Genomic DNA, 18,074 nt, shown 5'->3' with positions numbered 1-18,074 from the left:
TTTGTTTGACTTCGCGAGGATTCGCCTCTGCCGCCGCGTAAGAAATCGCTTTCCTTACTTTACTGGACGCCCTGAGAACTCCTTGATCCACACAATCAGTTTGTCAACGTCGCGCTCGAGGACTTCCGGGTCTGGACACTCGGCCGGCAACTCGCTCGACTGTGAATGCTCGAAAACAGAGTACCGCGTCATAAGGTCGTCAATCATTGTGCAGTCTTCGGACTGTATCTTCGCCAGCTTTCCAATGACATTCTGCGTTGTGATGCTTCGACGGAATCGGAGCAGCACGCTGTTGAGCAATATCGTCTCGACACATCGCTCGACCAGAATTCGAATGTCGCTGCACACGCTCTTCGCCCGTTGTTCGTACTCTTCGACTTCAGCTGCGTCGTGTAGCTTTCTTAGCTGCACAATTGCTTCATTGCGGATCTTATTAAGTGCCTTGTCGGGTTTGGCGTCTCTGACGCTCATGTCGGCGACCAACCCGACGTTTTGTCCGAGGCGCCGCAGAGATATCGTAGCGAGCTCGACAGGGGCGGGCTGCTTCTCGAGTTCAGCCAGGTCGCGAAGCTTCCTGACTGTGGACTCTACCTGGGCCAACAAGGAAAGTCGATGAGTGAAGATAATGACTTGGCGCTCTTGAGCTAACGCCACAAGGCGTTCGACGACGTGTTCTTCAAAATCCTGGTCAAGAGAGGAAATCGGATCGTCGAACACGAAGGGAGTGGGTTGGCCTGAGCCTGAGATGTCGGCAAGAAACGATGCCAGTGCAATAATTCGACGTTCGCCCTCGCTCAAGATTGATTCCGCTTTCACGTCGTCTCCGGCTTCCTTCACGGAGAGCGAGAACGTAACCTTTCCTTTGCCTTGTTGTTTGCTCTTGGGCTCGACCGGAAGACGGGCACCATTGAGCGCTTTGAGTTCCTTGGAAAATCGCTCCTGATAGCCGCCTCTCAGCTCTTGCTCTGCGAGTTCCGTGTTCTTTTTGGTCAGGGCCGTTGTTTGAGTGAGGGAGATTGCCTTGGTAAGAGTCGCGACCATTTCCAAGCGTTGCGCTTCGACTCGAATAGCATCCTGTTCCCGATTCAACCATTGACATGCAACCAGTTCCTGCACTCGTGCAGCGAGCTGTTTTCGCTTTCCATCCTGCAGAAGTTCAGTCAATGCCTTCTTCTCCGCGAGGAGCGTATCCGAAACGGCCGCGATAGGCGTTTCCAGTGTTGTCCAATCGACGGCCGGTATCTGGTCGGCTTGGATCGCAGTGTTGGCGGCGAGGCGGCGCGCGACTAGGGCACTGAGCCAATCGGCGGCGGTCTGCTCCTCAAGCTTAATGGGATTGGTGCTCGCAACCCAAGCTTTCGCGTCGGGAAGGGTGGGCAATACCTTCTCCAGCTTACCGAGTGCTCTTTCTGCGTCTGCCGCGTCTTTCTCTAACTCGCCCCGAACGAATTTTTCGAATTGCACGAGGCGGATCTTGGCTTCATCGGCTAGCGGTTGCTGACAAAGGACACATTTGACGTCTCCAGCGATATTCGGGAATTCAGCGTGCTTGTATGCGTGAGAAACGGAAAATTCGCGAGCCTTTTCCCATAGCTCGCGCCACGAATCCTGACCGACTCCTTCAAGCGGCGAGCCGGCGAAAACCTTCTCGGCGTCCTCGCTCGCAGCTTTTCGCTTTTTGATCGCGTTCGCGCGCGCGGTCGCGAGATTCGCTAGATTTTCGTTGCCTAAGACGTCCTTCCAGCCCTGGACCATCGTCTTGACAATGTTAAGTGCTGAGATCTCGCGGTCAATTACTTTCAATCTGCCAGGAATGTCCTTCTCGGCGAGCGAGGCTTCCCCCGAGATGCGCTCCAGGTCCATCTCCTTCGTGTAACTGCAGGCCGTTGTAATGGCATCTGAAGACAGGCCAGCTCTCATCGTCGTGAGGAATTTCGCGGATGAAGTTCCAGCCAGATCGTCCGGGAGTTTTGGTAGCTTTGACAGCAGCTTGCTTTTCCGGTCGGTCAGTTCCCCGGAGACCAGGTCGCAAATCTTGATCAGGGATGAAACGAAGCGCATGCGCGAGGGCTCGTACGTCGCTTCGTTCTTCGTACCGAAGTAGAGAGTGGCCACACTCGAATCGAACACGTGGACATGGCGAAGTTGCGGCACCGGGCCGCCCGAGAGTTTCCAGGTGCCGTCCTTCTCGGCATCGCCAACCGTGACGTGAATGCGCGCGGACGGCTCAGGGCGCTCCTTGCTGAAAACGTTTCCTAACAGTTCTTCCTTGGCGCGGGACCCACAGATTTGTTTGATAAGCCGGGAATATCCGCTTTTCCCGGAGCCATTTGCCCCATAGATGACAAACAGGCCGGCGGTGCCGAAGTCGAGCGTCGCGCCGTCCTTGATTGCGTTAATCCCTATTACCTCGCTGATCTTGCGGAGGCGAATCGAGGGTTGACCCGTGGACTGAGCAAGAGTATCAGCCGCTACGCGCTCGAATTGATCGCTTTCCTGCTTCGACGCTTCCAATATGCACAGATCTGCAAGGTTGCTTACCGCCTTTGCGTCAGGCAACGCCCGTGCTTTGATCATCCTTGCCGCCGCTGTTTGGATCCACTTGTGCCGTTCTGTGAGCCATTGCTCGAAAGGATGCAGTGCGATTTCTGTGGTGCCCTCGTTTTCTCTCTTCATCGAAATCTCCCGTTCTATTGTTTCTTCGGCCAGGTGCATCAGAAGCTGAATATTTTCTGGCTTCGTCAAGTCACGTACCTATTGATGCGGTTCCAATCCGTTGAATCTCGAGCGCTGCCCTAATCGATCGTCGGTGCCTGGCTCATCTTGAACGTCATGTCAAAGCTGTCCTAGTTCGTTTTTACATTGAGAAACTCACCTGCACATGGCCACTAAACGACGCCAATTGTTGTGCTCGCCGACCGATTGGTGGAATTAGGGCGATGGCGTTGACTCTTGACCGGATATCGGGACTTCACTGGTTAATAATGCGGCAGATGCGTCTTGTCTATCGCTGGCTTCCGGAAGTGCGCCGACAACGACTATGGGGTGCTCGTTTGTGGTCGCTAGTTCTACGAGCGGCTGTGGCAATGATTTGGACGGTTTGACCCCGAGATCGCGTAGCATTTCGGCCTGGCGAATGACGTTGCCCTTCCCGGATACAAGCTTGCTTTGCGCCGTGTCGTAGGCTTGTTGAGCTTGCTTGATGCGATTGCCAAGTGTCTCAATGTCGGCCACGAACCCACATAGCTTGTCATAGAGTTCTGCTCCGCGACGCGCTATTTCCTGAGCGTTCCGGTTTTGAGCCTCTTGCCGCCAGAGATGAGCGACTGTGCGAACGACGAAGAGCAGGGTAGAGGGGCTAACGAGAAGCACGTTGCGACGCCAGGCTTCCATGAAAAGGTCTTTGTCATTCGTAATTGCCAACATGAAAGCTGGCTCGATAGGGACAAAGGCAAGGACGAAATCGAGTGACTTGCCGTACAGCGCATGATATTGCTTGTCCGAGAGGGACCGGATGTGGCTACGGATGGAGTCGACGTGCTGGCGAATGGCGATGGAACGCTCTTCATCAGAGTCTGTGGAAGCGTACGTCTCATACGCAACAAGGGAAACCTTAGAGTCGACAACGAGCTTTCTGTCTTCCGGCAAGTTGATTACGACATCTGGTTGCGCGCGCGACCCATCTTCGCGGGTCTGGCTATCCTGTACAACGTATTCGTCGCCTTTTCGGAGGCCAGAAGCCTCGAGGACGCGCTCAAGAATCAGTTCTCCCCAGTTCCCCTGCGTTTTGGACGAACCTTTCAGCGCGGAAGTGAGGTTTTTCGCGTCTTCGCTCAGTGCCTGATTCAATGCTAGGAGTTGCTTGACCTGCTCAGCCAGCGCAGTACGGTCCTTTCCTTCCTGGACATACACTTCCTCTACCTTCCCTTGGAATTCCTGCAAACGCGTCTTGAGCGGTTCCAATAGCTGTCCGATATTGGTCTGGTTCTGCTCCGTAAAACGCTTGGACTTCTCTTCCAGGATTTCGGTTGCAAGAGACTTGAACTGAGCGCTGAGTTCCTCCTTCGCCTGCGTGAGCAGTTGTAGTTTTTCGTCGGCGTGCTTCCGCTCTGCCTCAAACTGAGTGCGAAGCTCCGTTAATTCAGCTGTCAGCTGCGCTACCTCGGATTCCGCAGCGGTCCGCTTGTCGACCTCGGTGCCGAGTTGCCCGCGTATGAGTTTATGAGCCTGCTGCTCGGCTGAAAGTTCAGCCGCAAGCCTCCCATTTTCGCGACCACTCGATTCTTTGAGCTCAGTCAACTGGTTGTTGATCTCGGTTAGTCGCTCCTCTGTCGCGGCCAGTTTCCGCTCCAGGTGGGGGATCCGTGCAACCTGCTCTTCCAGCGAAGCCTTGCGCTCGTTTGCCTCCTGCAGCTCACGCGACGCTACCTTCAATCTTTCTTCGACTGCGCGATGCTCGATGCCCGATTGTTCCGCGTTTGACTTGAGGGATTCCGCAAGCTGCCGTTGCTGGGCTTCGTTCGACGATATCCGTCGTAGCTCTTCCTCGGTTTTGCGGAGCTGCTCGGTCAGGCCATTGATGTTGTTTTCCAAAGCGGGAATACGTGTTGCCTGTTCCTCCAACGCTGCTTTTCGCTCGTTGGTTTCCCGCAGCGCATCCGTAGACGCAGCAATTTTTGCGGTCAAGGCCCGAGCCTCACTTTCTAGCTCACTTGCTTGGCTGGTCAAGGACGACACCAGTTGTTGCTTCTGCGCTTCGCTTGTCGCGAAAACCCGAAGCTCGTCGCCTTGCTGTTGAATCCGTTCGGTGAGCTTCTTGATTTCACCTTCGAGACTTGGCACTCGCGAGGACCGCTCCTCGAGGCGAGCCTGATCATCCCGGCTCCGGTCGAGTTCCGCGCGTAAGTCGCTGTACTGGAGATTCGCGTTGTCTCGCGCATTTCGAAGCGTGGCGAGCTCTTCCGTAGCGGCGCGAAGTCGTTCTTCCTTCTGGGCATAGTCTATTTGAGACGTTGCTTTTGTTTGACTAAGCGCTGCGTGAAGTTGCAGCTGGGCACGTCCCCGAGCGAGTAGCCATGCAATGATGCTGCCTAAAAACAGGCCGATCAGGAGGATTACGCTACCTACAAGAAGGTCCATCTCTGCCCCCGGTTTGAATATTTGAAGTCGCGCCCATCAACCGGGAGTCATCGACTCCCGGGCTACTCCCGGAGGGAGGAGGCGAAGCTGGAGCGGATCGGGTGGGCTCTCGTGCGGTGCACTCACTGGGAGTCAAGTGCCGCAGGCACACTGCCGCCGTCCGTGGACGGCGGATGGCATGGATAACAGTTCTCCCGCCAAACGCCATAGCTAACATATTGTGAACTGTTGAACGAAAAAAGTCTTGAGTTCTCGGAGAAAGATTGTTTTTAATATGGAATAGCGACCGAATTTATTCCCACCAGGGCTTGTGGATCGGCCAGCACGACGGCGGTCGGGGATAAGCTGTGCCGGGTGCGCCTGTGAGATTTGAACGCGATTCAAATTGCATAATTTCTGTATGGTGACAAGCAATACTTTTGGGAGAACTTTCCCCGCATGGCAAGGATTGACCGCCAGAAATAACTGGCGAGAGGGCAGACGGATCCCAAAGCCCTCAAGACCGGTTCAAACGCGCCGTAAACGCCAATGAGACTATATGTTTGTACGAGGCAACATTGGCAACAGGTACTCGCAAGACGAGGCGCCCATTAAACAAATGCGCGAGCTGCGGTCGAACGTGGTATCCGCGCGGTAGCAATCTGTCAAGCCGCTGTCCCAGCTGCGGGAGTAGCAAGACGAAGCTTGCCGGTCTTGGCATCGTCGGTACTATCGGTGGGCTCATGCTGATGGTACTAATGGGCGGCCATCTGGGGAATAACGCTGGCACAGCGAATTCCGCTCCTGCGGCAAGCTCAGCATCAGTTGACACCGAACCATCGCAGTCGGTGCCGTCGCTAGCTGCGAGTAGCGTTGACAGCAGCAACAATCTGGTGGCATTGCCCCAAGCACAACCTTATGACCCTGAAGGGCGCCCGAATCAGGCATCGTCTCCGAGCTCGAACACCTTTGCGGCCGATGTGGCAGCAAGTTCAGGCACGTCGGAGGATGCGTCACGCGTTCCGACGAGCGCAAGCGAGAGCGGTAACGCAACGATTTTTGTGCACCACTAGGTCGACAGCTTCGACATCGTCATTGCGAGGCGCCTATGACCAAAGAATTCCGCTCGGCGAGCCCAGTGTCAGGCGGCTGCGACACAACTTGCTTGCAATGATATTGGTACAGATCAAATATTCGAATCGAGAACCATGAGTTTGCGTCCCCAGAATCAGTGCAACAGATGTGCGTATACGTGGTATCCGCGAGGAAAGCATCTGTCATTGCGTTGCCCAGGCTGCGGGAGCCGGGATATCGAGGTAGTCCAACCGCCCGCGCGCTCATCGTCAGGTTGTGGACCGGTGGTCCTGATTGGAATCGCGGTGATTGTCGGAATCATCTGGATTGCAGGGCGGTCGGGAAATTCTTCATCGTCCTCTTCGTCGTCAGAACCAGTCGCTGCGAGCGCTGCAGACGCGAGTACTCCCGCAGTAGCGCAAGAGGCGTCTGGCTTGGACGCAGCTTCTAACGTGCCCCCTGACAATGCGGTATCAGCAACAGGGGTGGTAACGCCCCCAGCCCTTCACTTAACGTGTTGATGGTTGGGTGCCGATTGTCTAAGATGCCCCGTATGCCATGGACTTACGGGGCATCTTCGTGTCCGAAGATTTTTCTGCCGGGCTAGCGGTGGATTCTGCCTCCGCTCCCAAGCCTCCGCGCATCCCTCCTGGGGTCGACGGCATTCAGGTCAACTTCTACCCAATTCGCCGATGTGGCGGACCTTCGGTCACGCTGCGTTTGAGAAGCGTCCATATCGGCGCAAAGGCACGCCGACGGTGGAAGGTGACTGCAGCGTCACCGGCTTGGATAAAGACGACCCAGGACTCCAGTGCGGGCTCTACGAGAGATTGCGCCGCGCATCTGGGGGCTCAGGTAGTGTTGGGCTTGCGCCTTGCCATGAGCCGCTGACGCGCTGCAAGGCCGCGCTGCCGATGTGCTTCCGAGACCGGAGCGATTGTCTGAGAGGGCTCTTGAATGTCGCCAGCCAGGTTAATCTGCTCTTTCCATTCCTCGAGCGCATGTGAGAGTTCCCACCGCCATGCGAGGTCCCTGAGAAGCTCGGCATCCAAAACACTGAAATCCACATCCTGCGGCGGCATCCGCATCGAGCTGCGGGGCGACAAAGCCAGATGCAACCAGTGCAAAGCTGCTACCTCAGGTCTAACCACCGGACAGTGGCGACCGGCTTGGAGCAGCAGGCGCGTCTCCTCCTGGGAGGACGGGAAGAATCGAGGTGGCAGGGCGTTGAATCGAAGCACCTGTCCGCCACTGGTCTTGACGGAACCAACACGGGGGACGGAGTCGGGGCGTTGCGGCACCACAGCCGTCACAATAGCTGGCGGGTTATTTAGAAAACCGCACTCTCCAAGCACCGATTCGAGTGAGACAACGGCACGTTGTCGAATATGCTGTGCAGCTTCGGCTACTTCAACAGCAGGCCGACTGCGACGATTCAAATAGAGCCCGCGACTTACCTTTTGCAGGGCACCCGCCTTCATCAGGCCGCCAATAGCATTGTGGACTGTATCGGCGTTGGCGCGCGGCCGTACGCGACGAACCAGACGCGCCAGCTCTTCCGTAGTGCAAACGCGAGGTGCTTCGTTTGACTCGAGAAGCCCCAGGAGTTCATATCTCCACTCAGTGCGAGCAGGTTCGTAATCGAAACCTATATCCATCATTTGGCTCCCGGTCGTTCCGGCTTGACGTCCGCAACCCCTTCTTCTTTCTGGAGCTCGCGCGCGTCCTCTAGCCATTGTTCAACGTTCGTACCAACGTTGACCTGCATTTCTTCGTAGACTTCTTCGGTTACCGCTGCTGCTGTCTCTGGCGGCAGGTACGGCATTACGTCCGTTTTGAAGCGCTCGTAGTCCATGCTTTCGACTTTTGCCCACAGTTCGGTAAGTGCCTGCTCGAGCCGGTCGGGAGATTGACTGGCCAGCAGCTGAGCCGGGGCATCGAGCTCTGTCTCGAGCAACACACTCAAGTCGAAGAGGTCACGTGGTGCATCGCGTTTGGGGTCTGTCAGAGCGAGCACTTTGCACACAGCCAGGGCCTGCGCATCGAGCGTCAGCACGCGTCCTCGCGCCGCACCTCCGGCGAATTCCTTGTTCAGCTCAAGCTGTTCTGTGCGAAATGGTGCGACCCATTCGCGGCGGGATACTTCGACCGTCAAAGAAAGAGGGCGTGCTGTTCCCGGCGCGCGGCCATTGACCTTCCACCGCAGGGTTGTCTCTGTCTGCTTGGGCTCAGAAACCTGAGGGTCCTCGATTAGACCATGCTGCTTGACAACTCTGTCAATGGAGCGGCGAACGATGCCCTGAATTCGGCTGACGGAGGCCGGCATCACCGCGTCCAGGTCAATGTCGGCCGTATACCGGGTGCTCCCGAGCACAGCTCGCATGGCCAAGCCGCCCTTGAGCACAAGCTCGTTCTGAATCGCTTGGCTCATGAGCTCGATAAGAAGCTTGGCTTGAAGCAACTCCCGACTGTAGGCGACCTCATCCATGTAGTACCTTAATCACAGTAACTCGCGACTACGGAACTATGTGAATAGTCCGTTAGTCACTCGAATGCATGACTAACATTCTATATTTAAAGGGAGGCACGGTCAATTGCCGAAGGAAGAGCACCCGCTGGCGTCCTACTGGAATTCGCGCCGGGATGTAATGCCGCGCAAACGGAACATGCACACGGCTACGGCGAGAAGACGCCTTGCGATGCAGCTCGGCCTGCCGAAAGCGGCCATCGACCCGCATGAAATTCTGTATTTTTGTCAGGTTTCAGACCCCAAAATATAAAAAACGCGGCGAATCTCTCGCCGCGCTCGAATGAACCCTTATCCCACAAGGCCCTGCATCAACACGTTAAGTGAAGGGCTGGGGTAACGCCCGCATCGGAACCCAGCGAAACCACACCCTCACAAAGCAGCGCAAGTGCTGACGAAGGTGCCGACGCTGCAAGTTCGGTCGCCGCTACAGCTAGTCAGCCTCAAACCTTCGTGACTAGCTTCGACTGCACAAAGGCGTCGGACGACGATGAAATCGCAATCTGTGGTGACCCCAGTTTGGCGGCAATGGACCGGCAATTGAGCCAACTCTACCAGTCGGCGCTTCAGACGATATCCGACCCGAAAGCACTGGCTCAAAGCGAGTCGGATTGGGTGATTACCCGACACATGTGCAACAAGGACTTGGACTGCCTTCGTCACGCGTACGGCGAACGCATTGGGCAATTCATGGGGTCTCTTGGCGCGAAGCCGTTAATTTCGTCTGATGCCGTAACCGTTAAACCTTAGAGGCAGTGGTGAAGGCAAACGACATTCAGAGCGTTGTAGATACAGTCAAGCGTGTTCGATTGGGACAATGATCTCGCGCCGACGTACCGCAATCTGGCGCGGTAATATCCACTGCGTACTTCATGCAAATCGCATCGGGGCGTGGGCGTCAGCACTCGGGACGAGGAGGTGACCGGAGGTCAGATCTTCGTCGCGTGCTCAGTATGCGATTGGAGTGTTTAGGGTTGCGCAGTGCGAGTTGGCGCGTTGTAGCGGAAGGTCTGAGGTTGGAATCAGGTCTATTCGGATCCACTTTGAGCGTCTAGTTAAGCGACTGCTAAAGAAACGGTGGGGCGTGTCGTTAACGCGCTGTAGAGTGCCTCGCGTATCGCGCGCAATTTCCTGCCCGCATCCGTCGATGACCCATAGAGTTCAACGCATCTTCACTACGCAATGAAAAAATTGTTCCGAAATTTGGCTTACGGGGTAGCCTTGCTTGGCCCCTTGATGCTTCTTGTATATATCCCCAACGTCATCCTCGAGACTGGGCAAGGAAGCGAGCTTCTCACAAATGTCAGCGTCGTTCGGCCAGTAGCATTCCTAGCGCTCGTAGGCGTCCCATATCTCTTCACTATGTTTTACGGGGCATCTCAAATGGTGCTTCGTGCCGTCCCGCGTCTTCAGTTTTCTGCTGGATTGAGTTCTTGGCTAACGCGAGAGCGAACGCTTGTTTCGAGCGGTATTGGAGCGCTGGCAACGTTGCTTGCACTTTTACCGTTTTATACGTATCAGCGTGCGGACGCAATAGCAAATGCATTCAATCATGGATTTGTAGATCGTTGGCTGTATAAAGCCGGCGTCCTGCTTATTTTTTTGGCCTGCTTTATGCCACTGAGCCAGCGCCTGACAAAATCTAATCCTCGCAAGGGGCATCGGCTCAGAACCTACGGCTCTCGTGCCTTGTATTTGGCATGCGTATATTTTCTCTATTTCATGTCGGGTGACGGGGTCATCCCAGGCGATAAGATTGCTACGGCGGCTGCAATAGCAAGTTTCGTCATCGCAGCGCTGGTAGTTTCTCTGATGCTGCCATCAGCCTCAGACGTCCTCCACGACATTGGAACGTGCGGAGACGCCAGCGGCCCGCAGACGAGCGCGGCTCATGGCCCCACCATGAACCTGCATCTAGCAATAGCAGTTGCAGTGCTACTGGTATTTGGAATATTTCCGTCTGCAGCGGGGCTGTGGCTTGGATCCTTGCTGATATTTATTGCGGGTATCGGCGCTTGGGCTGTGCTGTTGTGCTTCGCGTGGTCCTTGCTATTGAGACATCGCAGTCGATTTGCCGTCGGTGTACTCGCGATATCAATTATGGCTTTCGCGGCACTGTACACCGACCATCGTCCGAAGTCGGATGACGTGAATACGCTCGCTGCTCTTAGGGGCTCGACCAAAGCAAAAGCAGCGACAATGGTTGCCGTGTCTGAAGATTTTAAGAGCTGGAACTCTTCGCACGCGAGCTCACCGGTCATCATTGTCCTTGCGGAGGGCGGCGGAATCAGGGGGGCCTACTGGACCGCAGACGCTTTGGCAACTCTGGGATCGCCGCGAGTGAATCTTCTCGATCGGACTTACGCTGTCATTGGAGTATCGGGCGGAGCGTTGGGTGCCGCTGCGTACTCGGCAAACTACGCTGCCATCCAAGGTATAAATGAGACAGACCCTGAAGCATTCAAAGGAATTCCAAACTTTTCTGGAATGGCCGGCAATTGGGCGGAGGGTGCGCTAACGAGCGATTTCATAGGCCCGTGGCTCGCGCGTGTCATGTCAACGGAAGTGCCTCAAAAATTAATACCATGGCGTTTTGCTCCGTCGAAAGGCGATACTCTACAGGATAGCTGGTCCAAAGCACTGGCATGCCAGTCGGAAAGTTTTAGATCTTATCGGTCGAATCCTATTAAGGAGATGTGCGGTCGCGTACGATCCATTCTTGCTGCGCCTTTAGCTGATTTTCCGAAGACGGTCAACGATCACCCGTTCCCACGTCTCGTATTTGTTTCAACTCACGTTGAAACGGGGGATCGTATTCTATTTTCGTCCGTCAACTATGATGGAAGTGCTTTCTCAAACGCTGTCACAATGGAATCCATTTCGCCGTCTAGCGTGGATATGATTTCCGCTGTACACGCTAGCGCACGATTTCCATTGGTAAGTCCTCCGGGAAGCATCTATAACAGGAAGGGGCAATCGATAGGTCATGTAGTTGACGGGGGATACGTTGACGCCTCGGGTGCGCAGACAGCGCTTGAAATTGTTCGCAGCATTGAATCGAAAAACACAAATTTTCGGCCAATAATTATTGATCTAAATAATGATCCAGATGACAAACCTAATGAATTGTTGTCAGGATCGAAGGAACACAACGTCGGAGAGTTCGAAACAATTTTCGCTGCGGTGGGAAGCGCAAACCAGAACCGGCGCTACTTTGCCAAGAGACAACTTCTAGATGAAGTATGTCATCTTAACGGTGGGTATATCTCGCTCAAAGTCGACAAGCAAAACGATGGCCCAATCGGTCTCGGTTGGACGCTATCGCGAGATGCAGCGTCGATTCTGGGCAAGGCTATGCATCGTGAGTCGAAGCAGTTCGTTTCGGACCGTACCGGTGCGCCATCTTCCGATGAGTCGATGGAGATGCTCGAAACGAAGAGTGCGGAAAGCTGTAAAGCGGGAGCGCAGCCGTTCTAACGGAGTACCCTCCATCAATGCGGCCTGGATTTTTCGTCCTGTAGCGTGCTTTCGCGACGCCTGGGAGCATAGGAAGTCTCACGTCGAAAAGTGCAGGCGGCTAGCAACGTAAGACCGATGAGTGGGATGCAGAGCGAAATTGGTGGCTGCGCTATGGCGGCTAATAGTTTGCCAATTTGACTCATCGGGTCCTCCATTGTCGCGAAAAACATGGCAAGAATGATTCCGGAAACGACATAAAGAAGAAATATCAGGGCTACGCTTGACGAATGTACGGATTTTTCTGGAGGGGGCGGTTTGCTATCCATCTCTGTGAGCAGAAAGTTAATATGCTCTGTGTAGAAATTGAATTTTATCCTTGCTGGGAACGCGCCGCAGTTAAATGCATCGTCTTATACACAAGTCGACCCTCCGCAACCGTAGGCCGGAACAAACCGCGGCCGAGCAATGAGATGGACCGGGCTTGTAAACCTTCGGCGCGTTGCGTTTACTCTCGCTTTTTCGTGAACGCCTTGGCTCTGGAAGCACCCGGCTGGAGGGAAACCGAATTTGCCGACCTTGACCTTGGCGACGCGCGCTTGAACAGGCGAGCGAGGACATTGATGGAACGTCGTCAATTGGTGGGCTGGATCACCTCTGCGCGCAGGCACCGTGCGTCCTTATCTACGGGCAGTCGCTGCCGAGCATCACGAACGTTACTGACCGGGCACGCTATTACTCGTTCTATCCGTGGGTCATCTGGTCGTTGAATAAACGTTTTCCGGACGACGTCGACGAGGCTGCCTTTGTCGAGCGCTTTCACCGCGCCGACTGTCTGTTCGCGCTAATTGCCGAACATCACGCCAAATGTACTGACCTGATAAGCGAACGACATGGCGCAGCGATGGTGGGAAGGCAGAAACTGGTTGGCGCTGTGCAACGACTTACGACAGCGAAACGTTGGCTCTAACTACGTCTGGATATGCGAGAGTTCGCTGATGCGAGCGATGCGGATAGCCCGGTCCGGCGAGCGGTGCGCCGCCTGAGGCTAAGGTGGATATCGCTGGTCTGTGAGCGGGGTCTGGAAACGACGGCGCATCACCACAAACGTCGTTCGTGAGACAGGGGAGTACGAATTCTGCGGGGATATTTCACGAGCGAAGAGAGTTCACAGGAAAGCCGATCGTAATCGGTAAAGGGAAATACAATGACACGCATGCAGCGCTACAAAAAATTCAAGCAGTTTTACGACAAGGCAAAAGACGTTTTTGGAGACCTTCATCGCAATGATGATCGCTCTGTCGAGATGGGAAACCTTTATTCTTTTCATGCTGCGCCTGGCGGCTCGAACGGAGGTGCGGACGAACGACTGGTCGAGGTGTTTTTTGGCAATCGGGCTATCGCCGCGGTTAGAACAATGGCGTCGTCCGGACACCCGGTACGCGGGCTCAGCACAATTACTCTTTCGGAGACCGGTGCGAGTCTTGAATACACAAGAACGGACGCCGGCGGTGTTCTAGTGACTCTTAGTCCGGCGAGGACGGAGACACTGAAGCCCCGCGAAGACTTCATTGTCCTGGGCTGGCCAAGGAACCCGGACTTGCTTCTATCGGAAAGGGTTCAACGCAAACATTGGCGCATTTTTATGTCCTACATGCAATGCACAAGTATCGATGGCACACCAACCGTTGTTGACCGTTTGCGGATAGGATGGATTCGCTTCACTCGCGTGATGTCGGTTCGAAAGGAGATGGAGGCTAGAAGAGTACTGGTCGTCTCCTCGAAGATACTAGGCTATGTGCTTACTATCGGCTTGAGCGGATTTCTTCTGACGGTATTGACGCTTTGGCAAGCTCGAGGACAAGATGCAGAAAATCAGAGGCAGCACGACCTCTTGGTTAGCGAGTTGGCGGAGTCACACGCAACGGTTCGGTTGCAGAACGCCCGTCTAGTTGCGCTGGAGTCGCGATTCGATGCTTTGCAGCAACAAACTTTAGCTAAGGCGTCCGCGTTGCCACGAAAGCGGTAGAAGTACAGATAGGCTTTCGCGGTTCCCCATGGATTCCGCGCGGCGCCGGCTAGGCGGGAGTTGCACAGCCGGCTAAGGTATATTATCCGCGATTGGCCTGAAAACCTTGGCCTGAAGGCCGAGGTTTTCAGGCCAATCGCGGATAAACGTAGTCATTCCGGTTGCGTACCAGGAAGTCTGGCGTAGGGGATTTTCCCGTCGGAACACCGGAGACCTTGCTACCGAACGCATCCATTAATGCACCGTAGGCCCGGATTTCACCCAGTGCCGATGCGGCATCCGCAAAGTTTTGTGCCATCAGGCGCTCAATCAATCTGGGGGATAGCCATGCTTTGTCCGACTTGCTGAAAGACCGCAATGCCTGTTCAATCGAATGGGAGGTTCGAACCTGGTCGACTGGTTGCCCTTGTCCGTCCTCAGCATGGAGGATCGCAGACCATGACGGATGCTGCTCGCCAACCTCTGTCGCGAGTCCGGAGATTGTGGAAGCTGCGTCTTCGCCAATCAGATTACGTAGAAACACTGAAGTCATGTCGAACCTATAGCTGGAGAAGAGGAGAAGGGTTGGCCTCAGGGACCACAAGCGTAAGTTTCTCGCAAGACCGGCTGAGGGCAACATATAGAAGACAGCGGTTCTTCTGATTAGCAGCGAGACTATTGGCATCGCATGGGATCAGGATTGCTCTGTCGCATTCAAGCCCCTTGGACTTGTGAATGGTGCTGATCGCCTGAGATGGCACCTGGTCGTTTCGCCTTCCGCGCTGGTGCGATAAACCGGCAAGCACGGTGCTAATCTCGGGATGTGCCTGGATCCGTCGTGCCTCAGCAAACTCCTTTCGTAGATGGACGCGAGTGTCACGGAAGTTTTCGCTATCGTTCATCAGATGGTGGACTCGATCGATTGCTTCGCCGACGCCGATATGATTGGGGCGCTGTAAGATCAACTGGGCTACCGACTGAATCTCAGCTGGCTTGCCGCGGCTCGGCTTGGCACAATTCGTCTCCAGTTCCTGAATAAGCCGGTTGCCGAAGGCTGTCGCCGAGAAGCCTTTCCCTACGGCCTCGAGGAAGGTGCACACTGACCTGCCGAGAGCTACCGGATCGCCAGTTCTGATGCGGCAGGCGGCGAGAAGGTCTCCCAAGGCGCTCCTTGTATAGCCCTCCCAGATCGGGATACGGGCTCCCCAGAAAGCATTGAGACCGAAGACCATTTGGTTGTGAGCGGTCAAGACCAGCAGATTTGGACTGTTTCGGACCAATGTATCGATTGGACGTCGTTCAGCCGGGGTCACTTGGAACCCGCCGAAGCGTGGCGAACGATTGTCTGCGCGTAATAGGCGTAGCCCATGAGGCAACCCATGCCGGAGGTCGACCCTGCCGCCGGTACGCAGATGCTCCCTCTGTTCGAGCACCCATGCGCCCAGTGCGGGAGAGCCAGTGGCCCAACGGTGTGCGGTGTCCAGTCTCTCGAACGCGTTGGCGGTCGCCAGGAGCTCGCGCCATTGCAGCTCTCGCGCTTCCCGTTCCCGTCCAGTGTTGAAGATCGCCTGCATCGGGTCGCCGAAGAACCTCACTTGTGCACCAGCCTGTGCAAGCGTTTCGACGATGTCGTGTTGGTCGCTGCTGGCATCCTGATGTTCGTCGCAGATCACTATTGGGTGCCGCTCTGCTACCGCGCCAGCGACACTGGGCGAACGGACGAGCAGAAGTCGCACCTTCTGTGCGAGCTCGGCGTAACAGTCGGGGCCACGGTTGATTGACCATGCGTGAATGTCAGACGGCAGGTCGATAGCCCGGTGGTAAATCTTCGCAATCGTTGCCACGAGCGAATCGATGGTCCCGATCCGCAACCGTCCGCCCAGATCGGCAGTTCTCGACGAAAAGACGTCGCAGGCGGAATGGGTGTGCGCTAGTATCAGCACCCGCTGGCCTTTACGCAGGCCAGCTGTTGCGTCCCGAGCATAGCTTGCGGCCTGGTAGGTCTTGCCCGTGCCCGCAGGCGCTTCGACGACGACACGTTGTACTTCCGCGCGCAGTGCCTCGGCGGTAGATGCGTCACTCACGGTTTCGCCTTTGAACGGCAGCCGGAACTGGATCAGCTTGTGTGCGGATAACCGCGTCGACAAACGGACGCAGCAAGGCGCCGAGTCGCCCATCCCAAACACCGGAGTTGTAGACCTTTGTGGCGAGCTCGTGGCCGCCTTCGATGCTCTTGAACCAGGCCGTCGCATGTCCTTTGAAGGGATTGCGCTGCGCGGCAGGCGCGTCGTGCAATGCGTCGGGCACCTTACCTGTCGCGGCCGCGACGATCCAGGGAACCAGCGGATGAACCTGGTGCCCGGCGTTCTCTCGACGGCGCCCTAACGCGAGCGCACTCAACGCCTCAAAGGACGCATCGACTGTCTCCATCCGGTCCGCGAGAGTACGCAACCGCAGTCCGGTCTTTTCGTCTGCCGGATCGGCTATGAGCGCTTGGATCTGTTCTACCGGGAACAGCGGAATCACGTTCTCCTCTATGTTCCCAACGTTCCACTGGAACAGAAGCGTGCCGACGCGGTTTACCACTGCGCGCCATCGCCCCGCGTTTCGATTTTCGTTGTCAACAAAGCCGGCGAACTTCACGCCGCCGACCGACAGCGCCTCCAGCAGCGTCAGGGTGTCGTCATTGCCGCCTCCGTCCGCTATATACACACCTCGATCCCTCCATCCGGGGAGTTCGCGATCGAAGAGTTCCCGAAGGAATCCGACCTCCGTTGCTCCTTCGGCGACAACGGTCAGTCGTGCCAGAAATGCCTCCGGGTCCCGCGCGAGGTGGCGGGAAACCTTTTCACGCGGAAGCGCGCCAACCTGACCGCCAGTATCCACATACCAGACCGAAGCGTCAGTTGCAGTGGTCACGACTGAGGCGCTATGCGTGGTGATGAAGGTTTGTCCCTGCCCGGCTGCTATATCTCGAACGAGCTGACGCTGGCGATAAGGTTCAAGACCTCGCTCAAGTTCGTCAACGAGAGTAATCGGATGCCCGTCCTGCAACGAGTCTGCGATGGCCAAAGCAGCCAGACGACGGGTGCCGGAGCCCCAGGTAGAAAGGGGTAACACGACATCGTCTTTAACTGCGGTGAGACCTATGAGTGAGTTAATGGACTGACCGGCGCCGCCGGTAAAAGCCAGACCGAGTTGGTTTGGGAGCTGACGCTCAGCGAAGTCCTGATCGAGCTGTTCGAGGCGAGTGCGTGACTCATCTTCCAGATGCTGATCGACAGAATCGGCGGCGAACTCACGCCCAAGCCGAGCGCGCAAGCCACGGTCATTGATCAGCCGGTCGAGATTGGATCCAACAACCAGTCGTAGATCGCGATCGCTGCGGTCATCGCCTAACAATCGCACGAGTCCAATCTCCCGGCGTAATCCTACTGAAAACGCAGTGACACTGTCGTTCGGCTGAACAATTTCGTAGACCAGCTCGAGGTCAGCTGTGCCTCGGACGCGGACCTTGTAGACAGTAGGCCGGGCTTGCTGATGAGCCTGTGCTGTCGCTGCGTCTTCTGGTTCCCCGGCCACCGCGAGCACAGCGTCCTGGCCGTCCCATTCCCAGGGCCACGCCATGCTGGCCTGGCGATTGACGTCTCCAGGAAGGCTCATGACCGCTTCAATGAGAAATTCATCTTCTACAAGACGGCCTAAGTAGTCCGAGTCCAACAGTGTGTAGCTCGTGGTCGGACTGAGTAGAAGACCAATGGCCTCAAGGATTGTTGTCTTACCGACGTTGCCTCCACCGAGCAACAGATTAAGACGCGGTTGGGGGTGCCATGTCAGCTCCCGAATTCCGCGAAATCGCTCGATGTGAAGACGTTTAATCTCTGATTTCAT

At 55.8% G+C, this 18,074-nt stretch carries 10 protein-coding genes; 3 read left to right on the top strand and 7 right to left on the bottom strand.

Annotation, left to right across the window (positions count from 1 at the left end; genetic code table 11):
* Positions 1-54 precede the first annotated feature (54 nt).
* The 4 genes from E1956_RS35065 to E1956_RS35050 all read right to left on the bottom strand — a co-directional run bounded on the left by E1956_RS35065 (position 55) and on the right by E1956_RS35050 (position 8,680).
* Positions 55-2,745: an AAA family ATPase gene (locus E1956_RS35065; protein ID WP_232072293.1), complete on the bottom strand. Its 2,691-nt coding sequence runs from the start codon at positions 2,743-2,745 to the stop codon at positions 55-57.
* A 186-nt stretch (positions 2,746-2,931) separates the two neighbouring features.
* Entirely contained in the window at positions 2,932-5,139 is a 2,208-nt protein-coding gene (locus E1956_RS35060; protein WP_134757995.1) for a DNA recombination protein RmuC, read from the bottom strand.
* A 1,904-nt stretch (positions 5,140-7,043) separates the two neighbouring features.
* Complete coding sequence (locus E1956_RS35055; protein WP_134757994.1) at positions 7,044-7,853, bottom strand: hypothetical protein; 810 nt, start codon at positions 7,851-7,853, stop codon at positions 7,044-7,046.
* Positions 7,850-8,680 carry a nucleotidyl transferase AbiEii/AbiGii toxin family protein gene (locus tag E1956_RS35050; protein WP_134757993.1) on the bottom strand — a complete coding sequence of 277 codons (831 nt, stop codon included), beginning with the start codon at positions 8,678-8,680 and terminating at the stop codon, positions 7,850-7,852. Before E1956_RS35050 ends, E1956_RS35055 begins: the two co-directional genes overlap by 4 nt.
* 1,221 nt (positions 8,681-9,901) lie before the next feature.
* Between E1956_RS35050 and E1956_RS35040 the strand changes: the two genes are divergently transcribed.
* From E1956_RS35040 to E1956_RS35030, 3 genes are all read left to right on the top strand, one after another.
* The gene (locus E1956_RS35040; RefSeq protein WP_134757992.1) at positions 9,902-12,196 is read left to right on the top strand and encodes a patatin-like phospholipase family protein; all 2,295 of its coding nucleotides are present in this window, start codon (positions 9,902-9,904) and stop codon (positions 12,194-12,196) included.
* A 269-nt stretch (positions 12,197-12,465) separates the two neighbouring features.
* Entirely contained in the window at positions 12,466-12,945 is a 480-nt protein-coding gene (locus tag E1956_RS47575) for a transposase DNA-binding-containing protein (RefSeq protein ID WP_134757991.1), read from the top strand.
* Between the two features lie 437 nt (positions 12,946-13,382).
* On the top strand, positions 13,383-14,204 hold the full coding sequence (locus E1956_RS35030; RefSeq protein ID WP_134757990.1) for a hypothetical protein: 822 nt from the start codon (positions 13,383-13,385) through the stop codon (positions 14,202-14,204).
* A 127-nt stretch (positions 14,205-14,331) separates the two neighbouring features.
* Here the strand turns inward: E1956_RS35030 and E1956_RS35025 are convergent, their stop codons facing one another.
* Genes E1956_RS35025 through E1956_RS35015 form a run of 3 tightly spaced genes read right to left on the bottom strand, consistent with a single transcriptional unit; the run spans position 14,332 to position 17,810 of the window.
* Entirely contained in the window at positions 14,332-14,736 is a 405-nt protein-coding gene (locus E1956_RS35025) for a hypothetical protein (RefSeq protein WP_134757989.1), read from the bottom strand.
* A gap of 7 nt (positions 14,737-14,743) precedes the next feature.
* The gene (locus E1956_RS35020; RefSeq protein WP_167760223.1) at positions 14,744-16,267 is read right to left on the bottom strand and encodes a UvrD-helicase domain-containing protein; all 1,524 of its coding nucleotides are present in this window, start codon (positions 16,265-16,267) and stop codon (positions 14,744-14,746) included.
* Complete coding sequence (locus E1956_RS35015; protein WP_335930047.1) at positions 16,260-17,810, bottom strand: ATP-dependent nuclease; 1,551 nt, start codon at positions 17,808-17,810, stop codon at positions 16,260-16,262. Before E1956_RS35015 ends, E1956_RS35020 begins: the two co-directional genes overlap by 8 nt.
* Positions 17,811-18,074: the final 264 nt, after the last annotated feature.

It is taken from the genome of Paraburkholderia pallida, assembly GCF_004524855.1.
Classification (GTDB): Bacteria; Pseudomonadota; Gammaproteobacteria; order Burkholderiales; family Burkholderiaceae; genus Paraburkholderia; species Paraburkholderia oxyphila.
Note: the sequence above shows the minus strand (reverse complement) of the source record. Positions and strands in the feature narration are given on the sequence as shown.